General features: G+C 70.4%; 10 protein-coding genes. 5 read left to right on the plus strand and 5 right to left on the minus strand.

The features are described from left to right. The first annotated feature begins 93 nt into the window (after positions 1–93). Positions 94–1722, plus strand: coding sequence for a methionine--tRNA ligase (gene metG, locus DCW30_RS10590; protein WP_076685277.1), 1629 nt, complete (start codon positions 94–96; stop codon positions 1720–1722). 150 nt (positions 1723–1872) lie between these two features. Here metG and DCW30_RS10595 read toward each other — a convergent pair whose 3' ends face one another. After that, complete coding sequence (locus DCW30_RS10595; RefSeq protein WP_076685278.1) at positions 1873–2478, minus strand: TetR/AcrR family transcriptional regulator; 606 nt, start codon at positions 2476–2478, stop codon at positions 1873–1875. A gap of 115 nt (positions 2479–2593) precedes the next feature. Between DCW30_RS10595 and DCW30_RS10600 the strand changes: the two genes are divergently transcribed. Both DCW30_RS10600 and DCW30_RS10605 read left to right on the plus strand, forming a co-directional pair. After that, entirely contained in the window at positions 2594–3466 is an 873-nt protein-coding gene (locus DCW30_RS10600) for an NAD(P)-dependent oxidoreductase (RefSeq protein ID WP_076685279.1), read from the plus strand. 282 nt (positions 3467–3748) lie between these two features. Further along, a complete protein-coding gene (locus DCW30_RS10605; RefSeq protein WP_076685280.1) occupies positions 3749–3961 on the plus strand; it encodes a hypothetical protein in 213 nt (70 codons plus the stop codon). Between the two features lie 154 nt (positions 3962–4115). Here the strand turns inward: DCW30_RS10605 and aspS are convergent, their stop codons facing one another. Continuing rightward, positions 4116–5879 carry an aspartate--tRNA ligase gene (gene aspS, locus DCW30_RS10610; protein WP_062774493.1) on the minus strand — a complete coding sequence of 588 codons (1764 nt, stop codon included), beginning with the start codon at positions 5877–5879 and terminating at the stop codon, positions 4116–4118. Positions 5880–6076: 197 nt separating this feature from the next. On the opposite strand from aspS, the gene DCW30_RS10615 reads away from it, so the two are divergent. Continuing rightward, positions 6077–8323, plus strand: coding sequence for an ATP-binding SpoIIE family protein phosphatase (locus DCW30_RS10615; RefSeq protein WP_076685281.1), 2247 nt, complete (start codon positions 6077–6079; stop codon positions 8321–8323). Here DCW30_RS10615 and DCW30_RS10620 read toward each other — a convergent pair. From DCW30_RS10620 to DCW30_RS10630, 3 genes are all read right to left on the minus strand, one after another. After that, positions 8227–9342: an AI-2E family transporter gene (locus DCW30_RS10620; protein WP_076685282.1), complete on the minus strand. Its 1116-nt coding sequence runs from the start codon at positions 9340–9342 to the stop codon at positions 8227–8229. The genes DCW30_RS10615 and DCW30_RS10620 overlap by 97 nt on opposite strands. A gap of 72 nt (positions 9343–9414) precedes the next feature. After that, complete coding sequence (locus DCW30_RS10625) at positions 9415–10371, minus strand: pirin family protein (protein WP_076685283.1); 957 nt, start codon at positions 10369–10371, stop codon at positions 9415–9417. Positions 10372–10563: 192 nt separating this feature from the next. After that, on the minus strand, positions 10564–11052 hold the full coding sequence (locus tag DCW30_RS10630) for an SseB family protein (RefSeq protein ID WP_062774485.1): 489 nt from the start codon (positions 11050–11052) through the stop codon (positions 10564–10566). A gap of 119 nt (positions 11053–11171) precedes the next feature. Here DCW30_RS10630 and DCW30_RS10635 point away from each other — a divergent pair, with 119 nt between their 5' ends. After that, a complete protein-coding gene (locus tag DCW30_RS10635; protein ID WP_076685284.1) occupies positions 11172–12998 on the plus strand; it encodes an acyl-CoA dehydrogenase in 1827 nt (608 codons plus the stop codon). The last annotated feature ends 9 nt before the right edge of the window (positions 12999–13007 follow it).

The raw sequence follows: 13007 nt of genomic DNA on the forward strand, positions 1-13007 counted from the left end.
CGTGCCGGAGGCGTACCGGCATACCGGAAGCCCCCGGTCCACCCCCGGGAATCGAGGTGAGTGGATCTTCACGGGGCCGTTAGGATTTCGACCATGGCGGCCACTGGATCCGAGAAGCAGGGGAAGAGCGCGGACAGCGCGGACGCGAAGGCGTACTACGTCTCGACCCCCATCTACTACGTAAACGACGCTCCTCACCTGGGCCACGCCTACACGACCGTTGCAGGGGACGTGCTCACGCGCTGGCACCGTCAGCGCGGCGAGAAGGTGTGGTACCTCACCGGCACGGACGAGCACGGTCAGAAGATCATGCGCACGGCCGAGGCGAACGACGTCACCCCCCAGGAGTGGTGCGACAAGCTCGTCACCGAGGCCTGGAAGCCCCTCTGGGAGCACCTGGACATCGCGAACGACGACTTCATCCGTACGACGGAGAAGCGTCACACCGACCGTGTGCAGGAGTTCGTCCAGGATCTCCACGACAAGGGCGAGATCTACAAGGGCGGCTATGAGGGCCCGTACTGCGTGGGCTGCGAGGAGTACAAGCTCCCCGGCGACCTCATCGAGGCCGAGGACGGCACGAAGCTGTGCCCGATCCACAAGAAGCCGGTGGAGCTCCTCAAGGAGGAGAACTACTTCTTCAAGCTCAGCGAGTACGGCGACAAGCTCCTCGCCCACTACGAGGCGAACCCCGGCTTCATCCAGCCGGAGTCGGCCCGCAACGAGGTCGTGAACTTCGTCAAGCAGGGTCTTCAGGACCTCTCCATCTCCCGCTCGACGTTCGACTGGGGCGTCAAGGTCCCCTGGGACGACAAGCACGTCATCTACGTGTGGATCGACGCCCTCCTGAACTACGCGACGGCCGTGGGCTACGGCGCGGACGAGGAGAAGTTCGCCTCGACCTTCCCGGCCGACGTCCACCTGGTGGGCAAGGACATCCTCCGCTTCCACGCGGTGATCTGGCCCGCGATGCTGCTGGCCCAGGGCCTGCCGCTGCCCGGCAAGATCGCGGCCAACGGCTGGCTGATGGTCGGCGGCGAGAAGATGTCGAAGTCGAACCTGACCGGCATCAAGCCGCAGGACCTGACCTCGCACTTCGGCGTGGACGCGTACCGCTGGTACTTCCTGCGCGCGATCGCCTTCGGCAGCGACGGCTCGTTCTCGTGGGAGGACTTCTCCGCCCGCTACACGTCCGAGCTGGCCAACGACTACGGCAACCTCGCCTCGCGCGTGGCCGCCATGGTCGGCAAGTACTTCGGCGGCGCGCTCCCCGAGGCGACGGCCCCCGGCGACGCCGAGCGGGCGGTGCGGGACGGCCTGACGAAGGCGGTCGCCGAGGCCGACCGGAAGATCGGCGAGGAGCTGGACTTCCAGGGCGGCATCCTGGCGATCTTCGACTTCGTGAAGCAGGTCAACGGCTACATCACGGAGCAGGAGCCGTGGAAGGTGGCCAAGGACGACTCGCCCGAGGGCAAGGCCCGCCTGGCGACGATCCTGTACACGGCCGCCGAGTCGCTGCGCGCCATGGCGGTCCTCCTGAACCCGCTCATGCCGGAGACGTCGCAGAAGCTCTGGGACTCCCTGGGCGCGGAGCCCGCCCTCGGCCCCCTGGCCGACCAGCGGGTCCAGACGGCGTCGACGTGGGGCCGGCTGCCCGCGGGGACGACGATCACCAAGGGCGCGGTCCTCTTCCCCCGCCTGGAGGAGAAGCCGACCGCGTGACGTGCCGGCCGGCACGCGTACGCGGTACGCCGCACGCGCCGGTACGACGACGGGAAGCGCAGGGAAGTCCCGGCGGCACGCCAAGCAGCACGGCGTGTCGCCGGGGCTTTCCCGTATCCGACGACACACCCGGCCGGGTGCGGGCCCGCCTCACCGCCCGTACGACGCCACCAGGCGGGCCAGCTGCCGGCCCGCCGCCCGCAGCGGCTCCTCGCTCCGGGCCACCTGGGCGGTCACCTCGGCGCCCTCCAGGGTGCTGATCACCGTGGTCGCCACCTCACGCGCGTCCCCGGCGTCGAAGCCGGCGCCCAGCAGCCGCTCCTCGACGATCCGCTCCCAGCCGCGCAGCGCATCCGCGCACACCCGCTGGATCGCCGAATCCGAGCCGAGGGTCTCCAGGGCCGCCGCCGTGACCGGACAGCCGTCGGTCCAGCCGGACTCCCGCAGCGCCACGGCGAGTTCGTCGGCGCAGTGCGCGATCGCCGCCGCCGGGTCGTCCGCCCCGGCCGGGCCGAGGAGTTCGCGCAGCATGTCCGCGAACTCCTCGGCGCTGTACGTGAGCGCGGCCACCGCGACGGCTTCCTTGCCGCCGGGGAAGAAGTGGTAGACGGAGCCGAGGGTGGCTTCCGCCTCTGTGGCGATCTGTTTGATGCCGGTGCCCACGTAGCCCTGCCGCTGGATCAGGCGGGCGGAGACGGCGACGATCCGGTCGCGGGTGCTGGGGGCCGCGGCGGGGGCCGCGCTGTTCTGGGCCATGGCCCCAGCCTATCTCCCATTGAGTAGAGCGTTCGTTCTAGAGACGTGCTACGTTTTCTCCGAGCACTGGATAGAGCGATCGTTCTAGCCATCACGTCACGGAGTGGAGTCACGCATGTCTTCCGCATCGCAGTCCGTCACCGTCATCGGCCTCGGCCCCATGGGCCAGGCCATGGCCGCCGCCTACCTCGACCGCGGCTACCGCGTCACCCTCTGGAACCGCACCCCGTCCCGTGCCGACGCCCTGGTCGAGCGCGGCGCGACCCTGGCGGCCACCGCCGAGGAGGCGCTGCGGGCGAACGAGTTGGTGGTCCTCAGCCTCACCGGCTACGACGCGATGTACGCGATCCTGGAGCCGGCCAAGGCCGCCGTCGCCGGCCGCACCCTGGTGAACCTCAGCTCCGACACCCCGGAGAAGGCGCGGGCCGGCGCCGGCTGGGTGACGGAGCTCGGCGGCACACACCTGACCGGCGGCGTCCTCTGCCCGCCGCCGCTGATCGGCACCGCCGACGCGTCGACGTTCTACAGCGGACCGCGCGAGGCGTACGACGAGCACCGGGCGGCGCTCGAAGTGATCACCGGCAGGACGGACTACCGGGGGGAGGACCCGGGGCTGGCCGCGCTGATGTACCAGCTGAACATGGCGATCTTCTGGCCGGCGATCACCGCGTACTGGCACACCGTGGCCCTCGCCGCCGCCCACGGCATCAAGGCCACGGAGATCGCCCCGTACGCGTCCGAGAACTTCGCGGGCATGGGCCACTTCATCGACTTCTACGCGACCCGCATCGACGCGGGCAACCACGCGGGCGACGTGGACCGCACGTCGATGGGGCTGGCCAGCATGGAACACGTCGTCCACACGACGGCTGACGCGGGCGTCGACACGGCGTTCCCCGAGGCGGTCCACGACATCTTCCGCCGCCTCGCGGAGGCGGGCCACGGCGCGGACAGCTACAGCCGCGCGGTGGAACTGATGCGCTCCTGACACGCCTGGGGACCGGACCTCCGGCGAATGGAGTGAAGAGGAGTGGCCACGGGGGCTCCAGTGGCGCAGGAACGTTTCAGCCAAACACGCGACCGCTGGTTCGACCGTGTCCGCGCCGCCAGTTCCGCGCAAAGGCCGTCCGCCGACGAGGGCCGCCGGGCCACGGCGCCCCGGTCCGGGGGCCGTTGGGATGGTGTGTCGTGGGTCACGGTGAGCTAACTCATGTTCGAAGTCGGCTTATTCTGACGCCGTCTTCACACCTCCCTACGTAAGCTTCACCGCATGGCCACGACTCCCTCCCCCGACCGGCGACGCAGCGCCGACGAGGTCAACCAGGAGATCCGTGCGCTGTGGCTGAGCGCGGGAGGCCGGCTCCGGCCCGACGAGCGCCTCGTGTACGAGCAGCTCGTGACCGAGTGGGCGGAGGCCGAAGCAGAGGCCGAGCGCGACACCAAGGCCGCGGCCGACTCCTCCTCGCCGACCCACGCCGCCTGACCGATGAAGCGCCCCCTCCTCGCGGGGGCGCGAGGAACCGCGCGATCAGCCGCACCGCACCCGAAGACGACGAGAGAAAAACCGAAGGCCCCCGGAACCACTGGTTCCGGGGGCCTTTCGCATGGCCGGGGCCACGGCAGCGCCGTGGCGACCGCTACTGCGCCGCGGGCTTGCGGAGCGAGATGTTCAGTTCCCGCAGCCGCGCCTCGTCGAGGACCGTCGGGGCGCCCATCATCAGGTCCTGCGCGTTGCCGTTCAGCGGGAAGGCGATGGTCTCGCGGATGTTCGGCTCGTCCGCGAGGAGCATGACCATGCGGTCGACGCCCGGCGCGATGCCGCCGTGCGGCGGGGCGCCGAGGCGGAACGCGCGCAGCATGCCCGCGAACTCGTGCTCGACGGTCTCCGCGTCGTAACCCGCGATCTCGAAGGCCTTGAGCATGACCTCGGGCTCGTGGTTCCGGATGGCGCCGGAGGACAGCTCGATGCCGTTGCAGACGATGTCGTACTGCCAGGCGAGGATGTCGAGCGGGTCCTTCTCCTCCAGGTCCTTCATGCCGCCCTGCGGCATCGAGAAGGGGTTGTGGGAGAAGTCGATCTTCCCCGTCTCCTCGTCCTTCTCGTACATCGGGAAGTCGACGATCCAGCAGAAGCGGAAGACGCCCTCCTCGAAGTGGCCGGCGCGCTTGGCGGCCTCGACGCGGACGGCGGACATGATCTTCGAGACCTCGTCGAACTCGCCCGCGCCGAAGAAGACCGCGTGGCCCGCCTCAAGGCCGAGGCGCTTCGTGAGCTCCTCGACGTCCGCCTCGGTGAGGAACTTGGCGATCGGGCCCGTCAGCGAGCCGTCCTCGGCGACGCGCACCCAGGCCAGGCCCTTGGCGCCCTGCTCGACGGCGTAGTCACCGAGGCCGTCGAAGAACTTGCGGGACTGCGAGGCCGTGTCGGGGACGGGGAGGGCCCGGACGTGCTTGCCGGCGAACGCCTTGAACCCGGAGTCCGCGAAGATGTCCGTGATGTCGTGCAGTTCGAGCTTCGCGCGCAGGTCGGGCTTGTCGTTGCCGTACTTCAGCATCGACTCGCGGAACGGGATGCGCGGGAACGGCGACGTGACCTCGCGGCCGTTGCCGAACTCCGTGAAGATCTCCGTCATCAGCTTCTCGATGGGGCGGAAGACGTCTTCCTGCTCCACGAAGCTCATCTCGACGTCGAGCTGGTAGAACTCGCCCGGCGAGCGGTCCGCGCGCGCGTCCTCGTCGCGGAAGCAGGGCGCGATCTGGAAGTAGCGGTCGAAGCCCGAGATCATCAGGAGCTGCTTGAACTGCTGCGGGGCCTGCGGCAGGGCGTAGAACTTGCCGGGGTTCAGGCGGGAGGGGACGACGAAGTCGCGCGCGCCCTCGGGGGAGGTCGCCGTGAGGATCGGCGTCGCCATCTCGTTGAAGCCGAGCGCGACCATCTTGGAGCGGATGGAGGCGATGACGGCCGAGCGCAGCATGATGTTCCGGTGCATGCGCTCGCGGCGCAGGTCCAGGAAGCGGTACTCCAGGCGGCGCTCCTCGTTCACGCCGTCCTCGGCGTTGATCGTGAAGGGGAGGGGGGCGGCGGCGCCCAGCACCTCGACCTCGCTCGCCTCGATCTCGACCTCGCCGGTCGGCAGCTCCGGGTTGACGTTGTCCGTGCCGCGCGAGACGACCTTGCCGTCGACGCGGACGACCGTCTCCTTGGACAGCTTGTCCAGGACCTCGGCGGCCTTGGTGCCGGGGCGGGCCACGAGCTGCGTGATGCCGTAGTGATCGCGGAGATCGATGAAGAGAATGCCGCCCAGGTCTCGGCGATTGTGCAGCCAGCCGCTCAGCCGGACGTCGGTGCCGACGTCAGAGGCGCGGAGCTCGCCGCAGGTGTGGGACCTGTACCGATGCATCGTCGTTCATCCAGTCTTCGCGAATAGGGGAGAGAGCAGACGCTCCCCAGGCTACCGTCCGGGCGAAGATCGCTTTCCGGATATTCGCCGCCGGGCCACTCCGACGAGCGTCACAGGGGCCCCGAGGGCCACTTCCGTGCCCCTCGCGGGCAGAGGTTCGGTGGCGGTGGGCCCCTACCTATTCCTAAAGTGGGTCAATGCGCACCGACGATCCCCTCGCGCAGGTGGGGGACGAATCCCTGCCTCCCGTGCGGGACGTCCTCGCCGCGATCGCCACCGGGCTGTGGCGCTGGGACAACGCCTCGGGGACCGTCACCCTCGACGCCGAGGCCGCCAGGCTCCTCGGGCTGCCCGAGCGCGCCCAGACGCTCTCGGAGGCGGGCGTGCGCTCCCGTTTCCACCCGGTCGACTGGAACGAGATCTACGGGATCGTCCAGCTCGCCGTCGCCGAGGGCACCCTCGCCGAGGCCCGGCTGCGGATCATGGACGAGACGGGGCGGCGGGTCCTGCGCACCGTGCGCAGCCGCTCCAAGCCGGTGACGCACGACTCCACCGAGGCGTACGAGCTGATCGGCACCCTCCAGGAGGTCACGGAGCCCCCGCCGGGCACGGCCGCCCGCACCCCGGTCACCGGCGACTGGCGCCGCTCCCGCGAGGCGTTCCTGCTGGACGCGGGCCGCGCGCTCGCCGAGGCGCGCTCCACGGAGGAGGTCCTGCGGGTCGCCGCGGGGCTCTCCATGCCGGGTTTCTCGCCGGACGGGCTCGCGGTCTTCGGCGTGGCGGGCGACCGGCTGACGATCATCGGGCACCACGGCCACGAGCCGGGCGACGAAGGCCCCTTCTCGGCGATGCAGCTGGACACCGACTACCCGGCGGCCGAGGTGGTCCGCACCGGCCGCGCCGTCTATCTCTCGTCGCCGGACGACTACCGCCGCCGCTACCCGGCGGCCTGGCCGCTGGCGCGGCGCTTCGAGCGGCAGTCGTGGGCGTTCCTGCCGCTGACGGTGGCGGGCCGCACGATGGGCGCGTGGATGGCGGCCTTCACGTATCCCGTGACGTTCACGCCCGACGAGCGCTCGGTCCTGACGACGGTCGCGCGGATGCTGGCGCAGGCGCTCTCGCGGGCCGGGGTCACGGACTCCGAGCGGGAGCTGACGGACGGCCTGCAGCGCTCGATGCTGCCGATGCTCGGCCCGAAGATCGACGGGATGAGCGTGGCCGCCCGCTATGTGCCGACCGGCGGCGGCCTCCAGGTCGGCGGCGACTGGTACGACATGATCCCGCTGCCCAGCGGCCGCATCGCCTTCGCCATCGGCGACGTCCAGGGGCACGACGTGCGCGCGGCGGGCCTGATGGGGCAGCTCCGCATCGCCCTGCGGGCGTACGCGTCCGAGGGGCACCGCCCCGACGCGGTGCTCTCACGCGCGACCCGCTTCCTCTCGGGGATCACGGAGTCCGCCACCTACGGGTCGAGCGGCTCGGGCACCGACGAGGCGACCGAGTACGACCCGCGCTTCGCGACGTGTCTGTACGTCGAGGCCGACCCGGCGACGGGCGTCCTGGAGATCGCCCGCGCGGGGCATCCGGAGCCGGCGATACGGATGGCCGACGGAACGGTGCTCCAGCGGCCCGTCGCGGGCGGTCTGCCCCTGGGCATCGACCCGGACGCGGACTACCCCACCACCCGTCTGGTCCTCGAACCCGGCCAGACCATGCTGATCTGCACCGACGGGCTCATCGAGACCGGCGGCCACGACCTGGAGACCGGCTGGTCGCGGATCAGGGCGGCCCTGGAGGAGTACCTGGGTGACGACGACGAGCAGGACAACCTCGAACTCCTCGCCGACCGGCTCGTGCAGGCCGTGCACGGCCCCTCCTCGCACCACACGACGGGACCGCTCGCGGACCGCCGCGAGGACGACATAGCGGTACTGCTCCTGAGCCGTACGAGCCGCCCCGAGCAGCACGTGGACGCCCGGCGCACCGTCCTGACCATCGCGCAGGCCGAGCCGGAGCGCATCGGCGGCGCCCGCCGCCATCTGCGGGAGCTGCTGCACGACTGGGCGGACGACGACCAGGTCGACTCGGCGGTCCTGATGGTCTCCGAGATGCTCACGAACGTCCTGGTGCACACCGACGGCGACGCCCTCCTGGTCGCGCAGGTCAGCGGCGAGCCCGGCAGGCGCAGGCTGCGGGCCGAGGTGGCGGACGGGAGCGACGACCTGCCGCACAAGCGGCGTCCCGGGGAGCTGGCCTCCTCCGGGCGCGGCCTGGTCCTGATGGAGCTGCTGGCCGGGGCGTGGGGCGTGGACCCCCGCGGCGACGGCAAGAGCATCTGGTTCGAGCTCTACGAGGACGCGGGCTCCCCGGAGCCGGACGGACCGGGCGAGGCGCCGGGCGGTCCGGGTGAGGAACCGGAGGGCCCCGTCGTCCCCTCGGAGTAGCGGGCGCGCAGCTCGGCCAGGACGCCGAAGGCCGCCGCGGTCAGCGGCACCGCGAGCAGCATCCCGATGATGCCCGCGACGGACGCCCCCGCGGTGATCGCCAGCATGACCACCGCCGGGTGCATCTGCACCGTGCGGCTCTGGATGACCGGCTGGAGGATGTGGCCCTCCAGGAGCTGCACGGCGAGGACCACGCCGAGCACCCACAGGGCGATGACGAAGCCGCGGTCGGCGAGGGCGACGAGGACGGCGATGGCGCCGGACAGGAAGGCGCCGAGGTACGGGATGTAGGCGCCCACGAAGACGAGCGCGCCGAGGCCGACCGCCCCGGGCACCTGGAGGATCAGCAGCCCGACGGTGATGCAGAGGGCGTCGATGAACGCGATGATCGTCGTGCCCCGCATGAAGCCCTCGATGGCCCCGAAGGCCCGCCGCGCCATGGCCTCGACGGCGTCGGCGGAGCCGCCGGGCGAGAAGGAGCGCATGGCGGCCATCGCGCGGCCGGAGTCGCGCAGGAAGAAGAAGACGAGCAGCAGGGCGAGCACGGCCATGGCGGCCACCTCGCCGACGACGCTCAGCCCGCTGAGCACGCCCGACGCCGCGGTGCCGCCGAACTTGCCGAGCAGTTCCTTGGCGTTGGACGCCATGTCGTCGAGTGAGGTGCCCGCGGCCCCGAAGTGCTTCGAGAGGTCGGTCGCCGCGGTCTTCAGGGACGCGATGATCTGGTCGCCCGTGTCGATCAGGGCGGTGACCACGATGTACGTGACGCCGCCGACGACGGCGACGACGGCCGCGCAGGTGAGGCCGGCGGCGAGCGAGCGCTGCACCTTCATCGCGAGCAGGCGGCGGTAGAGCGGCCCGAGCAGGGCGGTGCCGAGGAGCGCGAGCAGGACCGGTGTCACGGCGGTCCGCAGGTGGACGCAGAGCCAGACGCCGACGGCGGCCACGCCGACGACGAGCAGGACGACCACGCACCACGCGGCGAGTCGGCGGGCGGGCTCGGGGAGAAGGGTGTGCACCCTCCCACCCGAGCACGCTCCCCCGGGCCGCGCACGTTATGTACGCCTGCCCGCAGCGCGCCGTGGCGGCGCCTACATGCCGTGCACCGCGGGCACGGTGCCGAGCAGGCCCTTCTGGAAGTCCTCGAAGGCCTGCTGGAGCTCGGCGCGGCTGTTCATCACGAACGGGCCGTAGTGCGCCATGGGCTCCCTGATCGGCTGTCCGCCGAGCAGCACGACCTCCAGGTCGGGGGCGTTGCCGTCCTGCTTCTCGTCCGCGCGGACGGTCAGCGAGGACCCGGCGCCGAAGACCGCGGTCTGCCCCAGGCGCACGGGGCGGCGCTCGGCCCCGACGGCGCCGTGCCCGGCGAGCACGTACGCCAGGCCGTTGAAGTCCTCGCGCCAGGGCAGCGTGACCTCGGCGCCGGGGCGCACGGTCGCGTGGATCATCGTGATCGGCGTGTGCGTGATGCCGGGGCCCTGGTGGCCGTCGAGCTCACCGGCGATGACGCGGAGCAGCGCGCCGCCGTCGGGGGTGGAGAGGAGCTGGACCTGGCCGCCGCGGATGTCCTGGTAGCGGGGGTTCATCATCTTGTCCTTGGCGGGGAGGTTCACCCACAGCTGGAGGCCGTGGAAGAGGCCGCCGGACATGACGAGGGACTCCGGCGGCGCCTCGATGTGCAGCAGGCCGGAGCCCGCCGTCATCCACTGCGTGTCGCCGTCCTGGATCGTCCCGCCGCCGCCGTTGGAGTCCTGGTGGATGAAGCTGCCGTCGATCAGGTACGTGACCGTCTCGAAGCCGCGGTGGGGGTGCCAGGGCGTGCCTTTCGGCTCGCCGGCCTCGTACTCCACCTCTCCCATCTGGTCCATCATGATGAACGGGTCGAGGTGCTTGTAGTTGATTCCCGCGAAGGCCCGGCGCACCGGGAACCCCTCGCCCTCGAAGCCGCTCGGAGCGGTCGTCACGGCGAGCACGGGCCGCGCCTTCGCCTCGGCGGGCGCCACCACTCGGGGCAGGGTCAGCGGGTTCTCGACGGTCACTGCAGGCATGGTCGGTACCTCCTCGTGATCACACTTTAGTTGAACGTAGAACTTTCTGCCACTCAGAACGAACGGAGCCCGGAGGGAATTCCCTCCGGGCTCCGGGGCGGCTGGAAACGATCTACGACACGAGGAGCGCCCCGCCAGGGGCGCGGGGTCCCGCGCGACGAACCACGGCGAACCCGCGGCCGAGGCGGACCCTCAGCCGTACATACGGCGCATCGCGAAGTCGACCATCTGCTCCACGGCCTTCGCGTCGAAGACCATGCGGTGCTCCCCCTCCATGTCGAGGACGAAGCCGTACCCCGTCGGCAGCAGGTCGATGACCTCCGCGCCGGTGATCACGAAGTACTTGGAGTCCTTGCCCGCGTACCTCCGCAGCTCCTTGAGGGAGGTGAACATCGGGATGACCGGCTGCTGGGTGTTGTGCAGCGCGAGGAAGCCGGGGTTGTCACCGCGCGGGCAGTAGACCTTCGACGTGGCGAAGGCCTGCTGGAAGTCCTCGGCGGACATCGAGCCCGTGGTGAAGGCGCGCACCGCGTCCGCGAGGGAGGGCGGCGAGGGCTCGGGGTAGAGCGGAGGCTGCTGGCCGTAGCCACCGCCGGGCATGCCCTGCTGCTGCGGCGGCGGCTGCGCGCCCGGCGGGGCGTACTGCTGCTGGGCGCCGGGATTCTGGTCGTAGCCGTACATGCGCGTAAGCGTACTGAGTCACAGATGGACCGTGAGGGGTTGATTCTTATTACCGACGGGTAGCATCATCGTAGCTACTTACTGGTATTCATCCCTTTCCTGCTTACGGAGCCTTCGCCATGGGCCACTACAAGTCGAATCTCCGCGACATCGAGTTCAACCTCTTCGAGGTGCTCGGCCGCGACCAGCTGTACGGCGCCGGCCCGTTCGCGGAGATGGACGTCGACACCGCCAAGAGCATCCTCGACGAGCTGCGCCGCCTCGCCGAGAACGAGCTGGCCGAGTCCTTCACCGACGCCGACCGCAACCCGCCGGTCTTCGACCCGGAGACCAACACCGCGCCCGTCCCGGCCTCCTTCAAGAAGAGCTACCAGGCCTTCATGGACTCCGAGTACTGGCGCCTCGGCCTGCCCGAGGAGATCGGCGGCACCACCTCGCCCCGCTCCCTCATCTGGGCCTACGCGGAGCTGCTGCTCGGCGCCAACCCGGCCGTGTGGATGTACTCCTCGGGCCCCGCCTTCGCCGGCATCCTCTTCGAGGAGGGCAACGAGGCGCAGAAGAAGGTCGCCTCCATCGCCGTCGAGAAGCAGTGGGGCTCGACGATGGTCCTCACCGAGCCCGACGCGGGCTCGGACGTGGGCGCGGGCCGCACGAAGGCCGTGCAGCAGGAGGACGGCTCCTGGCACATCGAGGGCGTGAAGCGCTTCATCACGTCCGGTGAGCACGACATGTCGGAGAACATCCTCCACTACGTCCTCGCCCGCCCCGAGGGCCACGGCCCCGGCACCAAGGGCCTCTCGCTCTTCCTCGTGCCGAAGTACGAGTTCGACTGGGAGACCGGCGAGCTGGGCGAGCGCAACGGCGTGTACGCCACCAACGTCGAGCACAAGATGGGCCTGAAGGCCTCCAACACCTGCGAGATGACGTTCGGCGACCGCCACCCCGCCAAGGGCTGGCTGATCGGCGACAAGCACGACGGCATCCGCCAGATGTTCCGCATCATCGAGTTCGCCCGGATGATGGTCGGCACGAAGGCCATCGCGACGCTCTCCACGGGCTACCTCAACGCCCTGGAGTACGCCAAGGAGCGCGTGCAGGGCCCCGACCTCGCGCAGTTCATGGACAAGACCGCGCCCAAGGTGACGATCACGCACCACCCGGACGTGCGCCGCGCCCTCATGACGCAGAAGGCGTACGCGGAGGGCATGCGCGCCCTGGTGCTGCACACCGCGGCCGTCCAGGACGAGATCCAGGTCAAGGAGGCCGCGGGCGAGGACGCCTCCGCGCTGCACGCCCTGAACGACCTGCTCCTGCCGATCGTCAAGGGCTACGGCTCGGAGAAGTCCTACGAGCAGCTGGCGCAGTCGCTCCAGACGTTCGGCGGCTCCGGGTACCTCCAGGAGTACCCGATCGAGCAGTACATCCGGGACGCCAAGATCGACACCCTCTACGAGGGCACCACCGCGATCCAGGGCCAGGACTTCTTCTTCCGGAAGATCGTCCGCAACCAGGGCGCGGCGCTCAACGGCCTGGCCGAGGAGATCAAGAAGTTCCTCGCGGTCGGCACCGGCGGCGAGACGCTGGCCGGCGCCCGCGAGGAGCTGGCCAAGGCCGCCGTCGAGCTGGAGGCCATCGTCGGCGTCATGCTGACCGACCTCGCGGCCACCGAGCAGGACGTGAAGTCCATCTACAAGGTGGGCCTGAACACCACGCGCCTGCTGATGGCCTCGGGCGACGTCGTCGTCGGCTACCTGCTGCTGCGCGGCGCCGCCGTCGCGGCCGAGAAGCTGGAGACGGCCTCCGCGAAGGACAAGCCCTTCTACGAGGGCAAGATCGCCGCGGCCAAGTTCTTCGCCGCGAACGTCCTGCCGGGCGTCACTGCCGAGCGGAAGCTCGCCGAGAACGTGGAGCTGGGCCTCATGGAGCTGGACGAGGCGGCGTTCTAGTTCGACCTG

The sequence above is a fragment of the Streptomyces alfalfae genome (genome assembly GCF_004127445.1).
Taxonomy (GTDB): Bacteria; Actinomycetota; Actinomycetes; order Streptomycetales; family Streptomycetaceae; genus Streptomyces; species Streptomyces alfalfae.

Coding starts and splice junctions, on each gene's coding strand:
- metG (WP_076685277.1), top strand. CDS start 94: ATGGCGGCCACTGGATCCGAGAAGCAGGGGAAGAGCGCGGACAGCGCG.
- DCW30_RS10595 (WP_076685278.1), bottom strand. CDS start 2,478: ATGGCCCAGAACAGCGCGGCCCCCGCCGCGGCCCCCAGCACCCGCGAC.
- DCW30_RS10600 (WP_076685279.1), top strand. CDS start 2,594: ATGTCTTCCGCATCGCAGTCCGTCACCGTCATCGGCCTCGGCCCCATG.
- DCW30_RS10605 (WP_076685280.1), top strand. CDS start 3,749: ATGGCCACGACTCCCTCCCCCGACCGGCGACGCAGCGCCGACGAGGTC.
- aspS (WP_062774493.1), bottom strand. CDS start 5,879: ATGCATCGGTACAGGTCCCACACCTGCGGCGAGCTCCGCGCCTCTGAC.
- DCW30_RS10615 (WP_076685281.1), top strand. CDS start 6,077: ATGCGCACCGACGATCCCCTCGCGCAGGTGGGGGACGAATCCCTGCCT.
- DCW30_RS10625 (WP_076685283.1), bottom strand. CDS start 10,371: ATGCCTGCAGTGACCGTCGAGAACCCGCTGACCCTGCCCCGAGTGGTG.
- DCW30_RS10630 (WP_062774485.1), bottom strand. CDS start 11,052: ATGTACGGCTACGACCAGAATCCCGGCGCCCAGCAGCAGTACGCCCCG.
- DCW30_RS10635 (WP_076685284.1), top strand. CDS start 11,172: ATGGGCCACTACAAGTCGAATCTCCGCGACATCGAGTTCAACCTCTTC.